This is a genomic window from Streptomyces pseudovenezuelae (assembly GCF_001513955.1).
Classification (GTDB): Bacteria; Actinomycetota; Actinomycetes; order Streptomycetales; family Streptomycetaceae; genus Streptomyces; species Streptomyces pseudovenezuelae.
In genome coordinates this window covers 565,855-584,362 of record NZ_KQ948146.1, presented here as the reverse complement: position 1 = coordinate 584,362, position 18,508 = coordinate 565,855, and the positions used below count along the sequence as shown (strand labels likewise).

12 protein-coding genes are annotated in these 18,508 nt (G+C 70.9%); 7 read left to right on the top strand and 5 right to left on the bottom strand.

The genetic code is table 11. The annotated features are described in order from the left end of the window. Positions 1 to 75: 75 nt before the first annotated feature. The 5 genes from AQI94_RS14690 to AQI94_RS14670 form a co-directional block, all read right to left on the bottom strand. Positions 76 to 621: a hypothetical protein gene (locus tag AQI94_RS14690; protein ID WP_031053995.1), complete on the bottom strand. Its 546-nt coding sequence runs from the start codon at positions 619 to 621 to the stop codon at positions 76 to 78. Positions 622 to 650: 29 nt separating this feature from the next. Then, positions 651 to 1,181, bottom strand: a complete 531-nt coding sequence (locus tag AQI94_RS14685; protein ID WP_225890194.1) for an RDD family protein — start codon at positions 1,179 to 1,181, stop codon at positions 651 to 653. Further along, a complete protein-coding gene (locus AQI94_RS14680) occupies positions 1,178 to 2,017 on the bottom strand; it encodes a hypothetical protein (protein WP_062229755.1) in 840 nt (279 codons plus the stop codon). The genes AQI94_RS14685 and AQI94_RS14680 overlap by 4 nt, the downstream gene beginning before the upstream one ends. A gap of 5 nt (positions 2,018 to 2,022) precedes the next feature. Continuing rightward, positions 2,023 to 3,753, bottom strand: a complete 1,731-nt coding sequence (locus AQI94_RS14675; RefSeq protein ID WP_037941632.1) for a SulP family inorganic anion transporter — start codon at positions 3,751 to 3,753, stop codon at positions 2,023 to 2,025. A gap of 218 nt (positions 3,754 to 3,971) precedes the next feature. After that, positions 3,972 to 6,710 carry a GH59 galactosidase gene (locus AQI94_RS14670; RefSeq protein WP_225890193.1) on the bottom strand — a complete coding sequence of 913 codons (2,739 nt, stop codon included), beginning with the start codon at positions 6,708 to 6,710 and terminating at the stop codon, positions 3,972 to 3,974. A gap of 167 nt (positions 6,711 to 6,877) precedes the next feature. On the opposite strand from AQI94_RS14670, the gene AQI94_RS14665 reads away from it, so the two are divergent. The 7 genes from AQI94_RS14665 (at position 6,878) to asnB (ending at position 18,503) form a co-directional block, all read left to right on the top strand. Then, positions 6,878 to 8,692 carry an ABC transporter ATP-binding protein gene (locus AQI94_RS14665; RefSeq protein WP_078902651.1) on the top strand — a complete coding sequence of 605 codons (1,815 nt, stop codon included), beginning with the start codon at positions 6,878 to 6,880 and terminating at the stop codon, positions 8,690 to 8,692. Between the two features lie 970 nt (positions 8,693 to 9,662). Continuing rightward, entirely contained in the window at positions 9,663 to 11,033 is a 1,371-nt protein-coding gene (locus AQI94_RS14660) for a sugar transferase (RefSeq protein WP_031040233.1), read from the top strand. 73 nt (positions 11,034 to 11,106) lie between these two features. Further along, positions 11,107 to 12,423: a nucleotide sugar dehydrogenase gene (locus tag AQI94_RS14655; protein ID WP_031040229.1), complete on the top strand. Its 1,317-nt coding sequence runs from the start codon at positions 11,107 to 11,109 to the stop codon at positions 12,421 to 12,423. Next, a complete protein-coding gene (locus tag AQI94_RS14650; protein ID WP_031040226.1) occupies positions 12,413 to 13,681 on the top strand; it encodes a glycosyltransferase family 4 protein in 1,269 nt (422 codons plus the stop codon). The genes AQI94_RS14655 and AQI94_RS14650 overlap by 11 nt, the downstream gene beginning before the upstream one ends. Then, complete coding sequence (locus tag AQI94_RS14645; protein WP_031040223.1) at positions 13,678 to 15,048, top strand: Wzz/FepE/Etk N-terminal domain-containing protein; 1,371 nt, start codon at positions 13,678 to 13,680, stop codon at positions 15,046 to 15,048. The genes AQI94_RS14650 and AQI94_RS14645 overlap by 4 nt, the downstream gene beginning before the upstream one ends. Continuing rightward, positions 15,045 to 16,565, top strand: coding sequence for a Wzz/FepE/Etk N-terminal domain-containing protein (locus AQI94_RS14640; RefSeq protein ID WP_031040221.1), 1,521 nt, complete (start codon positions 15,045 to 15,047; stop codon positions 16,563 to 16,565). The genes AQI94_RS14645 and AQI94_RS14640 overlap by 4 nt, the downstream gene beginning before the upstream one ends. 3 nt (positions 16,566 to 16,568) lie before the next feature. Next, on the top strand, positions 16,569 to 18,503 hold the full coding sequence (gene asnB / locus AQI94_RS14635; RefSeq protein ID WP_031040218.1) for an asparagine synthase (glutamine-hydrolyzing): 1,935 nt from the start codon (positions 16,569 to 16,571) through the stop codon (positions 18,501 to 18,503). The last annotated feature ends 5 nt before the right edge of the window (positions 18,504 to 18,508 follow it).

Genomic DNA, 18,508 nt, shown 5'->3' with positions numbered 1-18,508 from the left:
CCCTCCCGTGCGCGCGGTGTTCCGGCCGGGGGCGGGGTGCTCCCGGCCGGAACGAGCGGGCCACGCGGGGCTACGTCACCATGTCCGCGCGGTCAGGCGGCCGGAGGCCTGTTGTGCCGCTGTCAGGTCGTCGACGGTCTGTGTCGTCGCCAGCAGTTCGGCCGCCACCGGTGCCAGGGACTGAGGTGTGAGGAACCCCTCCGCGACGGGCAGTCCGCCCGCCTCCCTGATGGCTTCGCGCAGCGGCTTGGCCCACAGGTGCTCCAGCAGGACGAAGGCCGCCGCCGTGCCCGGCAGGAGCTCGTCCGCCAGGGCCCTGAGGTCGTTCGGGGTGAACCCGAACGCCTTCGTGCCGGGGCCGTACTCCGGTGCGCCGCCGGTCGCGTCCGGGATGCGCGGTGTCAGACCCAGGAGGGCCTCGACGGTCTCACCCATGCCCTCAGACCCGTAGTCGAGTCCGAGGGTGTCGCCGTCGATCTCCTTCTGCAGGAACAGCACGTCCAGGACCCGGATCTGTCCCTTGCTCTCCAGGACCCCCAACTCCTCCAGAACGCGGCCCTCGAACGCCGCGTCGGGGCCGAACTCGATGGTCAGCAGTTGCACCGGCCCGAGTGTCGCCATGGTCTTTCTCCCTTCCCCCGGCCCCCGGCTCATCCCATACGGCCACGCCCGTCCTCCGCCTCACCCGCAGGAGGTGAGCCCGCCGAACGGCCGTGTGTGCCGCCGTACCAGTCGTGCACGACCGCGCTGCCCGTCACCGCGTCCTGCAACGACGCGCCGTGCCGGCTGACCGGGATCCACAGCAGCCCGACGGGGAGGACGACACACAGAACGGCCCGGAGCAGGGCGGTGCCCGACCTGAGGCGCCGCCCCGAACCGTCCGTCACCCGCAGGCCCATCAGCTGGTCCCCGACCGTGCGTCCGCCGAAGACCCAGCCGGCGGCGAGGTAGCCGACGAGGACCGCGTAGCCGAAGGCCACGGTGAAGCCGGGGCCGGGGTCCGGGAAGGCGAAGGGCCGGCCGGTCAGCACGGCGCGTGCCGCGGCGTAACCGGACTGGACGGCGAGGAGGATCCCCAGCACCACGAAGGTGTCGACGGCGGCCGCCATCGTGCGCGACACGAGCCCCGCGGGACTTCCTTGGATCTCCTGCGGACGACGGGTGCGGGACGGGGCGGTCACGGTGGCTCCACCGGTGCGGCCGGACCGTCCGGGTGCCCGTTCGCTCCCGACGTGCCGGCCCGATGCAGCAGCCGGTCCGTGATCCGCTGCACGAGCCGGTCGGCACGGGCGTTCTGCTCGCGGAACGAGTCCAGCGTCTCGGCGGTGATGCTTCCTCCGGTGTCCCGGACCACCCGGCCGAGGTCGAGCTCGTCGAGAACCGACTCGGCGTACGTCACGAGGTCGACGCGGGCGAGGACGGTGTCCGGGTCGACACGGGCGAGCAGGGCGTCCAGATCGACGCGGTCGAGAACACCGTCGAGGTCGACACGGGCCACGACCGCGTCCGGATCGACGCGGTCGAGGACGCTGTCCAGGTCCACCCGGTCCAGCACGGCGTCCAGGTCGATGCGCGCGGCGACGCGGTCGACGTCCAGCCGGTCGGCCACCGCGTCGAGGTCGATCTCGTCGACGACGGCGGCGGCGACCGTCCGTACCAGCGCTCGGGTGCGCAGCGCCGCCTCGTCGCGGGCCCGCAGTCGCTCGGCCGCGCCGAGCGCGCTCCAGCGGGCGACCCGCCGGCCGACGGCGTCGGCGGCACCGGAGGGCACCAGCAGGCGCACCGCGGCGCGGGTGCCCGGCACGGCGACGGCACCGGCGACCGTCAGGACCCACGACGACCGGCGCCGCAGCTCCAGTACGAGGCCGAGCGCCGCGTCCGGTACGGCGGTGGCGCCCCGGGTCCGTGCGTGTGCCGTGTCCCGAGCGGTGTCGGCGACGGCCCGCGCGGCGAGATCGACCAGCCCCACGGCCAGTCGTGCCGCCTTCGCGGCGGCCCCCCTGTCGGTGGTGACCATCCGCCTCACCTCGGGTCGAGCGGTCGGGTGTCGGAGCCGACGGCCCACTCGGCTCCGGTGCTGCGGCTGAAGGCGGTGACGGCGGCCTCCACGGTGGGGAAGAACCGGTCCGGATCGAAGGTGCGGGTGAGCCCGTAGGCCTCGATCTTCCGCCGTACCGGGTCCTTGAGTTCGGCGAACACCAGACGGACGTGGCGGACGGCGAGCGCAGTGTCGAGGTCGTGCAGGACGTCCGCGGCGGTGGTGTCCACGTCGGTCATGGGCTCCGCGGCGACGACGATCCAGCGCGGTCGCGGATCGGTCCCGGCCAGTTGCCGCACCTCGTCCCGGAAACTCTTGGCGTTGGCGAAGATGAGCGGTGCGTCGAACCGGTAGATCACCAGCCCCGGCAGCCTGTCCGCGCCGGGGTAGGAGCGGATGTCGTGGTACCCCTCCAGGCCCGGCACCCTTCCCAGCACGGTGTTGTACGGCCACCACGCGCGCCGGAACACGTTGAGGACGGACAGCCCGACCGCGATCGCGATGCCGGGCAGCACACCGAGCAGGGCGACACCGGCGAACGCGGCGACGCACAGCAGGAACTCGGTCCGGCGCTGCCGCCACAGCCGTACGGCGCCGGGAATGTCGGCCAGCGAGAGGGACGCCGCGATGACCACGGCGGCCAGGGCGGGCTGGGGGAGGTTGCGGAACAGGCCCGGCACCAGCACCAGCATGAGCACGATCAGGACCGCGCCGACCACGCCGGTGAGCTGGGTCTTCGCGCCGGTGCGCTCGGCGACGGCGGTACGCGAGCCGCTCGCGCTGACGGGGAAGCCCTGGAAGAGCCCGGCCGCGAGGTTCGCCGCCCCGACCCCCGCCATCTCCTGGTTGCCGCGCACCTCCTGTCCGGTGCGGGCCGCGAACGCCGACGAGTTGGAGATGGTGTCGGCCAGCGACACCACGGCGATCCCGAGGGCGCCCGCGAGCAGCGGGACCAGGTCGTCGGCCCGTACGTCGGGAACCGTGAACGGGGGGAAGCCCTCGGGCAGCGGGCCGACCAGAGAGACGCCGTGCTCGTGCAGGTCGAGGACCGAGGCCGCCAGGATCGCCAGGGCGACCATCGCGAGCACGGCGGGCACCTTGGGCAGCAGCCGCTCCAGGAGCAGGATCAGGACCAGCCCCGAGACGCCGACGGCGGCCGCCGCGGGCACCGTGGCGCCGTCGGCCAGCTTGCGCACCAGTCCGGCGCACTCGCCGACCAGGTTGTCCGCGTCGACCTTGAATCCGAGCAGTTTGGGCAGCTGGCCGATCAGGATGGTCAGGGCCAGACCGTTCATGTAACCGATCATCGTCGGCTTGGAGATGAGGTCCGCGATGAAACCGAGCCGGGCCACGGAGGCGAGGATCATGATCCCGGCCACCATGAGCCCGAGCATCGAGGCCAGGGCGACCGCCCGCCGGGGGTCGCCGTCCGCCGCGATCAAGGGGAGCACGGTCGCGGCGATCATCGGCCCGAGCGAGGAGTCGGGGCCCAGCACCAGGATCCGGGAGGGCCCGCACACCGCGTAGCCGAGCAGGCACAGGATCGTGGTGTACAGCCCGGTGATCGGGGGCAGACCGGCGAGTTCCGCGTACGCCATGCCCTGTGGCACGAGCAGGGTCGTGAGGGCGATTCCCGCCACCACGTCCTTGCTCAGCCACTCGCGCCGGTACCCCGTGAGGGCCCTGACCCCCGGCACGGCCCGCAGCCAGGCCATGGCCCCCCGGGAGTCCTGCCCGGTGGCCGTGGCCTGTCCCCGCGTGTCTCGGCCGTCCATCCGCCCTTCCCGATCTCGCCACGGCCCTTCCGCGGACCCGGATCGCCGTGTCCTCGAAGGATCCGACGCTCGCGCCCGCGCGACCTCACCCCGCGCGGGTGACCCGGCGGTCACGGGCCGGTACGGCGCGCCCGGGCCCGCTGTTCAGGACGTCCCGTTCACTCTCCGGAGATCGTGGTGAAGGCGTCGAGGACGAGCTTCCCCGACCTCAGGGTGAATGTCACCCGGTGCCGGGCGTCGGGCAGTCCGCGCAGCGAGTACGTCACCTGGCGTTTGTCGGTGGCGGTGGTCCTCGCGTCCACGGCGGCCGGCCGGCCGTCCACGGAGACGTCGAGGACCGCACTGCCGTCGTTGCCGCCGATGACGTCGATGCCCGTGCCGCGGAACGGGACGGTGACGGTCGCGCCGGCCGTGCCGCTCGTCGACGTCGTGCGGTACCAGTTCATCGCGTCGCCCAGGGCGGCGTTCCGGCTCCACGTGCCGTCGTAGGCCACCGAACGGTCCATGTTGTCGATCAGCGCGGTGGCGTACGGGGTGTATCCGGCCACCTTCTCGACCCTCAGGTCGTCGAACGCGGTCCGGTGGAAGTCGGTGCCGAGCTTGACGCGGCCCCCGGTCACGGGCGCCGGGTCCTCGTACGTGACCACGGCCTGTCCGTCGACGTACGCGGTGACGGTCGCGCCCCTGGCCTCGACGGCCAGGCGGTACCCCTCGGACGCGGCGACCGTCCCGGTGCGCAGCGCCGTGCCGTACCTGAAGAAGGTCCAGTTGCCGGCCGGCCCGATCCCGAGGCTGTACGCCGCGTCGGTCGCCGCCATGCCCTTCTGCTGGCGTACGCCCAAGGTGGCGAGGCCGCCCTGCGGGTCGGGGAAGGAGACGTCGACCGAGGCCTTGTAGTTCTCCCAGCGGAAGTCGCCCACCGTGGTGTTGGGGGTGTTGCGGTTCCAGGCGCCGGTGTCCTTCATGGACTGGTCCAGGTACTGGTACAGCACGTTGTCGCCGTCGGCGTCCTTGCCGACCTCCCACGCCCCGGTCTGGTCGACCAGGTAACGCGGTTGGTTGCCGCGGGAGGTGAGGTACGACCGGGACACCATGCGGGCCCCGTTGTCCGTGCCGACCGCGACCGGGCGCTCCTCCCGGTACCCGAAGTCGTCGGCGTACAGGACGGAGTCGCGGGTGTCGTGCCGCTTGCCGGACGCGTCGGTGTCGAGCACCGTGCGGGCCGCCGTCCCGGGCAGGCGCTGTCGCGTCGCCTTGTCGTGGCCGCGGTCGAGCGTGGTGAACGTGACGATCGAGCGCGGCTTCACCGTGTAGCCGTAGTATCCGTCGCCGTCGGGACGCAGCTCGGCGGCGAGGTGCTTGAAGTTCGCGTCGTAGGCCTGGCCGGGGTCCGCCGCGCGGGTCTCCCAGACCTCCATGGTGGGATCGTCGCCCAGGTCCATGTTCTCGGCCTTGATGCGATAACTCTTCGTCATGTCGCTGTCGTTGACAGCGATCGTCGAGAAGTCCCGCTTCTTCGGGTCGGCGAGCGTCATGTAGCTGGGCGCGCCGTTCGAGCCGTCGACGTTCTCGGTGCCGCTCACCCCGCTGTAGCTCGCCTCCGGCACGGTGCGCCAGATGCCTGCCGTGTTGGTGTCGTTCTCCCAGCCGGTCCGCGCGAACTGGGTGAAGTGCTGCATCACGTAGACGGCGGCGTCGTAGTGGATGCTCCCGGACCACGGGTCGCGGGCGCTGACCAGCTCCTTGTGGCTGTACTGGGCGCCCTCGTAGAAGGCCCCGACGGCCGGCTGGAAGATGTAGTGGCTCCGCCTGGAGTTGGCGTAGCTCTTCACGGAGCGGTTGGCGATGTCGAGGGCGCTCTGCACGCCACCGATCCCGGTGCTCGCGCCGCCCGGGCCCTCGGTGTTGGCCACCCGGTAGTCCGTCCAGCCGAAGGAGCCGACGCCCTCGCTGTACCAGACCTCCTTGTCCTGGCCCTGGGCGTTGTCGCCGGTCGCCAGCTTCGCGTAGGGCCGGTAGGTGGCGCTGTCCGGGGTGCCGTCGAGCCGGTCCTCGGTGGTGTAGTGGTAGCCCACCGCGTCGACCATGCCGAAGAGTTCGGTGTCCGTGAGCATCGCCGGACCGATGTTCTTCGTGGTGTTCTCGTCCGAGGCGACGATCTTGATGCGGTGGTACGCCTTCGCGGCGGCCTGCTGCTGACGAGGCGTCAGGCCGTAGCGGGGGTCGGCGAAGTCGGTGTCGTTCACCAGTGCGTTCTTGTACCACTTGACGAAGGAGATGTCGGGTTTCGTGGTCTCGTTGGTGTCCGGATTCACGTAGTCGACCATGTACCCGTACTTCTGGTACGCGTCGAGGATCGTCTCCTTGTACCACTTGTACATCTCGTCGGTGCCGGTGCCCTTGTTCCACTCGGTCTGGACCCACTGGGGCATGACCCAGCGCAGGATCGAGACCTTGAGCTTCGGGTTCACCGTCTTGGCGTCGGCGGCCAGTTGGAAGCCGGGGGAGCGGGACGCGTCGGCGAGTTCGTCCGCCGTGCGCATGGTCGCGGGATCGGCACCGGTCGAGGTGTTCGTGTCCGAACCCATCTCGACCTTGACGTGGTTGATGAGCGGGTTCCTCCCGCCGAACAGGACTTTGACGAGCTGCCAGTAACGCCCGGGGTGCTCCGCCTTGTAGTCCATCAGCAGATTGCTCGTGCTGTTGCAGCTGAGCAGGCCGAGGCCCTTGTAGGTCAGGCCGTTCACGTTGTCGGCGCGTACGTCGTTCCCGTCGACCACGATCCGCACGGGATCGTCCGCGGAGCGGGCGGCCGGTGCCGAGGTCACTCCTGCCGCCAGTGCCATGGTGGTCGCCGTGGCGAGCGAGGCCCATCCGAATCTTCGCTGCATACCCATTCGGGGGACCGTAGGTGGCAAGCGCTTTCTACGTCAATCCCCTTGCGTCACTTGAGATTTGGCCGCCCCAGCAGGCGTGAGCTGCCGGAAAACGCGTGGACCGCCAGGGTGCCACCGCGGGACACTGCCGAACTCGGACCGCTACTCCCCATACACACAGGGTTAGGATGCAGACGCCTGAGCTAGAGAAAGTCACGCCGCGCAAGGGCGCGGTGCTCCTCGCACTCCGTTACTACGGACGGGAGTTGGCCCGGCTTCGATGGCTGACGGCTCCCGCCATGCTGCTGTTCGCGCTGGGCGGCATCGGTCTCAACTACATCGCCCCGCTCATCGTCGCGAAGCTCGCCGGCGACATCGCCGACGGCGACGAGGTCACCGTCGGCTCGGCGCTGCCGCACGTCCTGGGGTTCGCCGGGGTCCTGCTGCTCGCGGAGATGTTGTGGCGGGTCGCCCTGCACTGCATGAACCGCCTCGACGCCCTCGGCATCGAGCACCTGTACGTGATCGGGATGGACGAACTGTTCGCCAAGGACGCCACGTTCTTCCATGACAACTTCGCGGGGTCACTGACCAAGCGCGTCCTGAGCTTCGCCACTCGTTTCGAGCCGTTCGTCGACACGCTGGCCTTCCAGATCGTGGGCAACGTCGTACCGCTGCTGTTCGGCTCGGTGGTGCTGTGGCGCTACGAACCGCTGCTCGTCGTCGGGCTGTTGACGATGATCGTGGTGACGGCGTTGTGCGCGGCGCCCCTCATCCGGCGCCGTCAGGCGCTGGTCGCCGAGCGCGAGGCGGCGGTCGCCCGGGTGTCCGGGCATGTCGCCGACAGCCTGATGAACATGGACACCGTCCGGGCGTTCGGCGCCGAGGCGCGCGAGGCCGCCGAGCACCGCTCCCGAGTGGCGGTCTCCCGCCGGCTCATGCTCAGGTCGTGGGACTACGGCAACCTGCGCATCGACACCTTCGTCGCGCCGATGTCCGTGCTGACCAACGCCCTGGGGCTGCTGCTCGCGGTCGCCCTCGGCGGGGGCGAACACGGCGTCGAGGCCGTCGTGGTCGCCTTCACCTACTACTCCAACGCGACCCGGATCATGTTCGAGTTCAACCAGATCTACCGTCGCCTGGAGAGCTCGATGACGGAGGCGGCGCAGTTCACCGAACTGCTGCTGACACCCCCCACCGTGCTCGACCCGCCGTCGCCCGAGCCGCTGCTGCCCGGGGGCGCCGACGTCCGCTTCGAGCGGGTGAACTTCTCCCACGCGGGCGCCGAGCGGCTCTTCGAGGGGCTCGATCTGGTCGTGCCCGGCGGGACGAAGGTGGGGCTCGTCGGCCGGTCCGGCGGCGGCAAGACCACACTCACCCGACTGCTGCTGCGGATGCAGGACATCGAGGGTGGCCGGATCCTGATCGGCGGCCAGGACATCAGCAGACTGCGCCAGACCGACCTGCGCGGTCTGATGGCCTACGTCCCCCAGGACCCGGCCATGTTCCACCGCACCCTGCGCGACAACATCGCCTTCGCCCGGCCGGACGCCACCGAAGCCGAGATCCGCCGGGCGGCCGAGGCGGCCCACGTCACGGAGTTCGCCGACGCGCTGCCGGAGGGCTTCGACACCCTCGTGGGCGAGCGCGGCGTCAAGCTGTCCGGCGGGCAGCGCCAGCGCGTGGCCCTCGCCCGGGCGATCCTGCGCGACGCGCCGATCCTGCTGCTCGACGAGGCGACCAGTGCGCTGGACTCGGAGAGCGAGATCCTGGTCCAGGAGGCGCTGTGGCGGCTCATGGAGGGACGGACGGCGCTCGTGGTGGCCCACCGGCTGAGCACGGTCGCGGGCATGGACCAGCTCGTCGTCCTCGACCGCGGGCGGATCGTCGAACAGGGCAGCCACCAGGAACTGCTCGCCCTGGACGGCCCGTACGCCAAACTGTGGCACCACCAGTCGGGCGGGTTCCTCGAAGACGACCCCGTGGAGGCCGAGTTGCACTGAACGGGGCGAGTGGAGGCAAGGGGGTCAGGTGACCGGGGGCGTCCTGCGCGGGGCGCCCCCGGCCTCCGAAGCGGCATGACCGCACGGTGACAACGGTGGATGTCGGCCGGACCGGCGGACTTCAGCCGCACTGGCGGGAACGGCGGGGCCGGTTTCCGCGCTCTGGCCGAACCGAGCCGGTTCGTGTCCACTTCTGCCCCCTTCTCACCCCGCTCCGTACGCCGAAGGCAGCGTGCCGGGCTCGGATGAGGCGTTTTTTGGCCTTCCGTCGGCGGGGTCTTGATCGGCCGCGCCGCCCGGCGGTCACTCCGAGGGATACCGTCCTGCAACCCGAGACTGCTGTCTTCGCAGGTCACGGGGACTGCCTCGGCGACCGAAGCGTGTGCAGCGGTGACGACTCCACTGCCTCATCTTCAAATCGTAAGCACATATTCCACACATGCCCCCTTGCGGACGGGTCTTGATGGTCTAGATTGACCTTGCTGCCCATCGTGGGACACGGGGCGACAAATAGTGATCTATGGGTCTGACACTGCGGACACTGAGCAGAAACGTCTCGGCGTCAGTCTCGGGGGTGGTTGGTTCTTGGAACCCGAGGGGGGCTTCGGGTGCGGGGAGCATCCGAGGTTTCAGTGGGTTCCTGAACAACTCGAGAGTCCGGCGGAACGTACAAGTCTGCCGCTTCCTGGGTGAGTTCTTTACTCAGTGTTGACCTAGGCATGTCATCTGCGGTCTCTCGGGGGGATCCGGCGTGGCGCGGGGCGGGGCCCGCGAGGAACAGTGCGGGAGGCGGGGGCCTCCCGGAGGGGGGAGGAACGATGTCTGGCAATCACGTCGTACCACTGGGGACCGGGGGGTTCTTGTGCCGGATGGGGGGATAGTCAAGCCCTTTCCGTCGGCGCACGAGCGTCTGACGGACAGGGCGACAGGCCAGCCGGCGAACGACTGGGAGCAGCGGTACCGCCGGACCGTGATCACCAGCGACACCGTGACCACCGCCTTCGTGGTGGCGGGGATCGGGGAGTTCTTCGGGGCCCGGGACGCGGCCAACTGGCATGAGAAATGGGGAATCCTCGCCTTCGGCACCGAGCTGCTGGTGCTGGGAGCGTTCGGGGTGAGCCGGGCGTGGGCTCCGGCCGTGCTCGGCCAGGGAGCCGAGGAATTCCGCAGGCTGGGGCGCTCGCTGTTCGCGGCGACTGTCGTGCTGGCGCTCGGCGGGATCGCCCTCACCTCACGCAACATCAAGCTCTGGATCTTCGTCGCGATCCCCGCGATCGCGCTCGTCACCATGAGCGCGCGGTATCTGCTCCGCCTCGGGCTGCACAAACAGCGCAAGGAAGGGCAGTGCCTGAGACCGGTGCTCGCCGCCGGGAGCCCGGACACCGTGCGCGACCTGATCAGCCGCACCCGCAAGTTCCCGCACCTCGGTTGGCGGGTGGACGGGGTGTGCACCACGGACGGTAGCGGGCTCGACGGCGACGAACTGGACGGAGTGCCGGTCCTCGGCCAGCTGACGGACGTCGCCAAGTACGTGGACAACGACGGCTATCGTGTCGTCGCGCTCACACCCGACCCGTACTGGACACCGAACCGGCTGCAGCGGCTGGCCTGGAACCTCGAAGGCAGCGATGCCGAGATGGTCGTGGCCCCGGTGCTGATGGAGGTGGCCGGCCCGCGGCTGCACGTCGACGCCGTGCTCGGGATCCCCCTGCTGCGGGTCAGCATGCCGACGTTCACCGGTGGCCGCCGGGCGATCAAGGCGGTCGCCGACCGGCTGGGCTCGGCGATCCTGCTGATCCTGTTCGCGCCGCTGATGCTCTTCGTCGCACTGCTCGTCGTGACGGACAGCCGGGGCGGGGCGTTCTACCGCCAGCGCCGGGTCGGCAAGGACGGCCGCGAGTTCACCATCCTCAAGTTCCGCACCATGGTCGTGGGGGCCGACCTGGCACGTGCCGAGCTGGCCGACCGCAACGAGGGCGCGGGGCTGCTGTTCAAGATGCGCCGGGATCCGCGGGTGACCCGGGTGGGGACGATGCTGCGCCGGTACTCGCTCGACGAACTCCCGCAGCTGTTCAACGTATTGACCGGATCGATGTCGCTCGTCGGTCCGCGCCCTCCGCTGCCGGAGGAGTCCGCCGCGTACGGCCCGGACATCCGGCGGCGACTGCTGGTCAAGCCCGGCCTCACCGGTCTGTGGCAGATCAGCGGACGCAGCGACCTGCCGTGGGAGGAGGCCGTCCGCCTCGACCTGCGGTACGTGGAGGACTGGTCGCTCGCCCTGGACGCGGTGATCTTGTGGAAGACGCTGCGCGCGGTGCTCTACGGCCAGGGGGCCTACTGATGTGCGGGGGACGCCGTTGGGACGGCGGGCATACCGCAGGCCACAAGGGCCTGCCTGGGGGGAGGAACGGGTCATGAGAATCAGCGTGTTCGGGCTCGGCTACGTGGGCTGCGTGTCGGCCGCGTGCCTGGCCGGCATGGGGCACGAGGTCATCGGCGTGGACGTCAACCAGGTGAAGGTCGACCTGGTCAACGACGGCAAGGCCCCGGTGGTCGAGGAGCGGATCGGCGAACTCACCGCCGACGTCGTACGGACCGGAGCGCTCCGCGCCACCACCGACGTCCGTGAGGCGATCATGGGCAGCGAGGTGTCGCTGATCTGCGTGGGCACCCCGTCGGAGCCCAACGGCAGCCTGTGCACCACCTACTTGGAGCGGGTCACCGAGGAGATCGGCGCCGCCCTGGCCGAGCGGGGCGGGCGGCACACCGTGGTGTTCCGCAGCACCATGCTGCCGGGCACCTGCCTGAACCTCCTGGTGCCGATCCTGGAGAAGAACATCGGCGGCACCGCAGGGGTGGACGTCGGCGTCGCGGTCAACCCGGAGTTCCTGCGCGAGGGCACCAGCGTGCGGGACTTCTTCGACCCGCCCAAGACGGTCATCGGCGAACTCGACCCGGCCAGCGGTGACGTGGTCGCGGCGCTGTACGAGGGCCTGCCCGGCGAGGTGTTCCGGGTGCCGGTCCCGACGGCCGAGGCGATCAAGTACGCGGACAACGCGTTCCACGGCCTCAAGATCGGCTTCGCGAACGAACTCGGCGCCGTGTGCCAGGCGTTGGGCGTGGACTCGCACCAGGTGATCGACGTGTTCCTGGCCGACCGCAAGCTGAACATCAGCCCCGCCTACCTGCGGCCCGGCTTCGCCTTCGGCGGCTCCTGCCTGCCCAAGGACCTGCGCAGCCTGGTGTACGCGGCACAGCGGGCCGACGTCTCGGTGCCCATCCTCTCCCATGTGCTGCCCTCCAACGCCGACCACCTCCAGCGTGCGGTGGACCTCGTGGAGCGCACCGGCAAGCGGAAGGTGGGCCTGTTCGGGCTGTCCTTCAAGCCCGGCACCGACGACCTCCGCGAGAGTCCGCTCGTCGAACTGGCGGAGCGGCTCCACGGCAAGGGGTACGACCTGCGGATCCACGACGCCAACGTGAGCCTCTCCCGGCTGATGGGTGCGAACCGCGAGTACATCGAGACCCGGCTGCCGCATCTCGCGCAGCTGCTCGCGGACTCCGTCGAGGAGGTGCTCGACCATGCCGAGGTGTGCCTGGTCGGGACCAAAGACCCGGCCGTCCTCGCGGCCCTGCCGCACGGCGGCGGCCCGGTGATAGTCGACCTCATCCGTCTTCCCGACGCCGAGACGCGCCGGACCGAACCGGGATACATGGGCCTTGCTTGGTAACGAAGTCAGCGGTGACGGCACAGGCCGGCGCGCGCTGATCCTGGTGGAGAACCTGTCGGTGCCCTTCGACCGACGGGTGTGGCAGGAGTGCACGACGCTGCGCGACGCGGGCTGGGACGTGCACGTCATCTGCCCGCAGGGGGAGAAGCGGGACACGGAGCCGGAGGCGGTGATCGACGGGGTGCGGATCCACCGCTACCCGTTGCGCGCCGCCACCGGAGGACCGGCCGGCTATCTGCAGGAGTACGGATCGGCGCTCTGGCACACGGCCCGGCTCGCCCGCAAGGTCGGCCCGGTCCACGTGGTGCACGCCTGCAACCCGCCGGACCTGCTGTTCCTGGCGGCGCGCCGGCTGAGACGGCTGGGCGCGCGGTTCGTCTTCGACCAGCACGACCTGGTGCCCGAGCTGTACCTCTCCCGGTTCGACCGCGGCAAGGACCTGCTCTACCGCGCGGTGTGCGCCGTGGAACGGCGGACCTACCGGGCCGCGGACATCGTGCTCGCCACGAACGAGAGCTACAAGGACGTCGCCGTGAGCCGCGGCGGCAAGCGGCCCGAGGACGTCTTCGTGGTGCGCAGCGCACCCCAGGTCGAGCGGTTCCAACCGGTGCCCGCCGAGCCGGAGTTGAAGCGCGGCAAGTCCCATCTGCTCTGCTACCTGGGCGTCATGGGCCCGCAGGACGGGGTCGACTACGCCCTGCGCGCCCTGGCGAAGCTGCGCGACGAGTTCGGGCGGACCGACTGGCACGCGGTGTTCGTCGGCTCCGGCGACGCCTTCGACGCGATGGTGGAGCTGTCCCGGGAGCTCGGGCTCACCGAGCAGGTGCAGTTCACCGGGCGCGTCCCGGACGCCGACCTGCTGCGCTACCTGTCCACCGCGGACGTGTGCCTCTCGCCCGACCCGCGCAACCCGCTCAACGACGTGTCGACCATGAACAAGGTCCTGGAGTACATGGCGATGGGCCGCCCGATCGTCTCGTTCGACCTGAAGGAGGCGCGCGTCTCCGCGGGAGACGCCGCCGTCTACGCGCCGGCCAACGACGAGGCCCGCTTCGCCGAGCTCATCACGGTGTTGCTGGACGATCCGGACAAGCGGGCCCGGATGGGCAAGATCGGCCAGGAGCGAATCGGCGGGCAGCTTTCCTGGCGCAACTCGCAGGCGTCGCTGCTCGCCGCCTATGCCGCCGCGTGCCGGGACCGCGATGCGGTGCCGGCGAGCGGTCCGGTGCGCACAAGGAAGAAGAGGCAGCGCAGTTGAACGAAGACACCATCCGCCTCGTCACGATCGGGCGGATACTCCGCCGGCGGTGGCGGCTTCTGGCCGTCCTCGCCGTGGCGGGCGCACTGTTCGGTTACGGCACCTCGGTGCTGGTGTTCCCGCCCCGCTACACCGCGTCGGCACCCGTGCTGCTGCCCGGGGTGTGGGAGGAGCGAGAGCTGCTCACCCAGGTCGACATCGCCACCAGCCTGACGGTGGTCGACCGTACGGCCGACGCTCTGCACTGGTCCGACGTCAGCCGCTCCGAGCTGCGGGACCGCGTCAGCGCCACGGCCGGCGACGGCAACATCATCACGATCGCGGGTACGGCCGACACCCCGGAGCGCGCGCAGCGGCTCGCCGACGGGGTCGCCCAGCAGTTCGTGCAGTTCGCCGCGGAGGTCGCGGGCAGCGGTGCCGACGCCTCGGCGGTCGCGCGGACCGAGGCGCTGCGCAAGCAGGTGGCGGAGACCAACCGGCGCATCTCCGAACTCGCCAAGGCGGCCGATCCGGGCCAGACCGTGGAGAGCGTCCAGTCCCGCACGGCGCTGGAGAACCTGCGCACCTCGCTGGAGGCGGCCATGAAGAAGCTGCAGGAGGCCGACCCGTCGAGCAACAAGTCAGGCATGGTCGTCATGGGACAGGCCGCCCGGCCCACCGGTGAGGCGCCGCCGACGAGGATTCAGCTCATCGTGGGCGGAGCGCTGGTGTTCTTCCTGCTCGCGGTCGTCGGCCATCTCGTCGCCGCCCGGATGAACCGCCGACTGCGCGCCGAACCCGAGATCGCCGCGGCACTGGGCTCGACGCCGCTGGGCGTCGTGGACGTGCCCGGTGAATGGCCCGCGCTCGGGACGGACGGCGGGGGCCGGGGAGCCCGGATCCGCCGGCTTCTCGGCGCCGACACCCCGTGGAACGTACCGGCCCTGGAGAAGTCCGGCGACGAGGCCGGCCGACGGCTGCGTTACCGGCGGGTGTGCGCCCGCCTCCGGGAGCAGCTGCCGGCTCCCCGACGGCTGCTGGTCGTCGTACCGGACGGCGACGAGATCGCCCGCCGGGCCGCGGGACAGCTCCTCGCCGAGGCCAAGAACGACCCGCTGCTGCGGGTGGTGGAGGTGTCGGTGGACCGGCCGATCGTGCCGGACCGAGGGACGGAGAACGGTGCCGTGGTGGTCCTGAGCGCGAACAGCTGGACCGCGGAGGAGCTCGCCGGCATCGCCGAGGCGTGTGCGGACGGCCGGCACGAGGTCGTCGGCGTCGTCGTCGCCGGCCCGGTCCAGGCCCGCCCCGCGCGTTCCGCCGCCGACCTGCCCGACGACGCCACTCTCACGTTCGCGGTTCCCGGCCGCGCGACGGGAGGTCGGGCGTGACGACGAACACCACTTCACCCGAGTCGGCCGCCACCCCGCTCCTGGACCTTCAGTCGCTCGTGGTGTCGGTGCGCAGGCGCCGCCGCCTGTGGTGCGCCATGGCGGTCCTGGGCTTCTCGGCCGGCGCGGCCGTGGCGGTCCTGATGCCGCCGCCGCCGAGCGCGACGACCAAGGTGCTGGTCGCCCACGCGGAGGACCAGCCCAACGACACCGGAACGCTGATGCGCACCGATGTCGCCCTGCTGCAGACCACACGGATCGCGGACGCGGCCCTGAAGTCCCTCAAGTCCCCGGAAAAGCCCGAGGACTTCATGAAGGACTACCGGGGGACCGGCATGACCAACAACCTGCTGCAGATCGAGGTGACCGGCGACGACGACGCGCAGGCGGTGGCCCGGGCCAAGGCGCTGGCCGACGCGTTCGTCGCGGACCACGTGCAGCGGATGAAGGCGACCGCGCAGGCCGAGTCCAAGGCCCTGCTCGACCAGCGTGACCGCACCCGCGACGAACTCGCCTCGGTCAACAAGGAGATCAACGACCGCGCCACGGCGGGCGAGACGACGGGAGCGGCGAGCATCGAGTCGCTCTACGCCCGCCGGGCCGAACTGAACTCGCGGATCTCCGACTTCGACCAGCGTGCCGCCGAGGCCCGCACCGGCACGCCCGCCGTCGTCGCCGGCACCCAGATCGTGGACGACCCGAGCCCGGTACGGCACTCCCTGCCCAAAGCCGCCGCCACCGACTCCGTGATCGGGCTCGTCCTCGGGCTCTTCCTCGGGCTCGCGCTGGCCGCGGTCGGCGTGGTGGTCGGGGACCGCCCCGTACTGCGCCGGGACATCGCCGCGAACCTGGGTGCCTCGGTCATCTCGGAGCTGCCCCGCCGGTCGGGCAGGCCGTGGCAGCGCCGACGGACCCGGCTGGCACGCGAACGGCTCACCGTGTCCCTGGCCCGCACCGCGCGTGGCTCCGCGGAAGGTCTGTCGCTGCTCGAACTGGGCTGTGCGCGCAGCACGAGCGCGATCGCCCTGAACGTCGCCAGGGCACTGGCGAACGACGGGCCCGTGGTCGTCGTCGACGGTCTGCCGGGCTCGGAGCTCTCCGGCCGCCGCCCCAAGCCGGGGGATCCCACCGTGGTCAGCGGCCAGGAGGCCGCGACCCTGCCGGACCACGGGCGCCTGCTCGGCGTCGGCTCGGTGGCACCCGGCACCGCGTGGACCGACCTCCAGTACCTCGGCACCCAGACCGTACTCGTCGTGCGCGCCGGACACGGCAGCGCAGCGTGGCTGCACACCGTGGCCCGGCAACTCGCGGACCAGCGCATCACGGTGGCCGGTGTGGTGCTGATCGACCCCGATCCGCGGGACCGGACCGACGGCACGCTCTGGGACGGGCTGCACGTCGCGCTGCGGGGACACAGCGAGCGGACGGCCCGGCAGAACGGGACGGGCCAGGTGAAGACGGAACGAGCGCCGATGTGGGCCGCACGAGTCCCGGACAGCGACCAGGAGGTGCGGTAGGACATGTGTGGCATCGCAGGGACGTACCGATGGCCGGACGGCAAGATCGTCACCGACCGGCTCACCGACACCCTCGCCCACCGCGGCCCGGACGGGTCGGGCCGCTACGGCCACCCCGTCGGTGACGGCGAGGTGCAGCTCGGGCACCGCCGGCTGTCCATCATCGACCTGTCCGAGACCGGCGCCCAGCCGATGGCCAAGGACGGCCTCGTCCTGACGTACAACGGCGAGCTGTACAACGCGCCCGAGCTGCGGGCCGAGTTGGAGTCCGCCGGGGTGCGCTTCCGCGGCACCTCCGACACCGAGGTGCTCCTTGAGGCGTGGCGGCGCTGGGGCACGGACTGTCTGCCCCGGCTGCGCGGCATGTTCGCGTTCGGCATCTTCGACGAGCGCACCGGTGAACTGGTTCTGGTCCGCGACCAGTTGGGCATCAAGCCGCTGTTCGTGCTCCGGCGCGGCGAGGGCCTGATGTTCGCCTCCGAGCTCAAGGCGCTCGCCGGCGCGGCCGGCGGCAAACTGGAGGTGGACCATGCGGCGCTGGTGGCCTCGCTGCTCTACTACTGGGTGCCGGACTCACGCTGCGCCTTCCGCGAAGCCGAGAAGCTGCCGCCGGGCAGCTGGCTCCGGTGCCGCCCCGACGGCCGGGTGGAGCGCGGCCGGTTCTGGAACCTGAAGGACGTCGCCGCCGAGGGCCAGGAGCGGGCCCGGGCCGGTGAACGGCCGGATCTGGCCGCCGTCGTCGAGGAGTCGACCCGGCAGCACCTGCTCTCCGACGTACCCGTGGCGACCTTCCTGTCCGGCGGCCTCGACTCCAGCTGGCTGACCGCCCTCGCGGCCCGTCACCAGCCGGGGATCTCCGCCTACACGATCGGGTTCCGCGCCGAGGACGCCAGGTTCGAGGCCATGCCCGACGACCTCCGCTACGCCCGGCAGGTGGCCGAGCGGTTCGGCGTCGACCTCCACGAGATCGAGATCGCCCCGAACGTGCTGGACCTGCTGCCACAGATGACGTACCACCTGGACGAGCCGATCGGCGACCCCGCCGCGATCAACACCTTCCTGATCTGCCAGGCCGCCCGGGAGGCCGGCGTCAAGGTGATGCTCTCGGGGATGGGCGCCGACGAGCTGTTCGCCGGGTACCGCAAGCACCTGGCCAACCTGCTCGCCCTGCGCTACCAGCGCGTCCCGCGCCCCCTGCGGCGCGGACTGTCCGCGGCCGTGGACCGGCTGCCGGTCGCCACGTCCCGCAGGGGCCTCAGGTCCGTCCGCTTCGCGAAGCGGTTCCTCTCCTTCGCCGATCTGCCGGAGGAGACCGCGTTCCGGCGCAGCTACACCATGTACGACCAGGACGACCTGCTCGCCCTGATCGACCCGGACCTGGCGGGGACGGTCGACGACGTGGTGACCGAGCATGCCGACATCTACCAGGACAACGAGCTCGACGACTTCGTCAACCGCATGTGCCTGGCGGACGCCCGGATGTTCCTGCCGGGCCTGAACCTGGCCTACACGGACCGCTCCAGCATGGCCGCGTCGACCGAGGTGCGGGTGCCGTACGTGGACGTCGAGGTGGTCAAGGCGGCGTTCACCGTGCCGGGCGACCGCAAGATCGCCGGACGACAGGGGAAGGCCGTCCTCAAGGAGGCGGCCACCTCGATCCTGCCCCGGGAGATCGTCTACCGGCCCAAGGGCCTGTTCAGCGCCCCGCTGCGGGCCTGGATGAGCCGGGATCTGGCCCCGCTGGTGCGCGAGGTGGTCAACGACGGCGAGCTCGTGCGCTCCGGGTTCCTGCGCCGCGACGCGCTGAAGCGGATGGTCGCCGAGGACGCCGCCGGGCAGCAGGACTTCTCCAAGCATCTGTGGCATGTGCTGACCCTCGAGTACTGGTATCGCGACGCGACCTCCGGGTCCGGCCAGAGCACTCGGCAAACGGCTTAGGAATC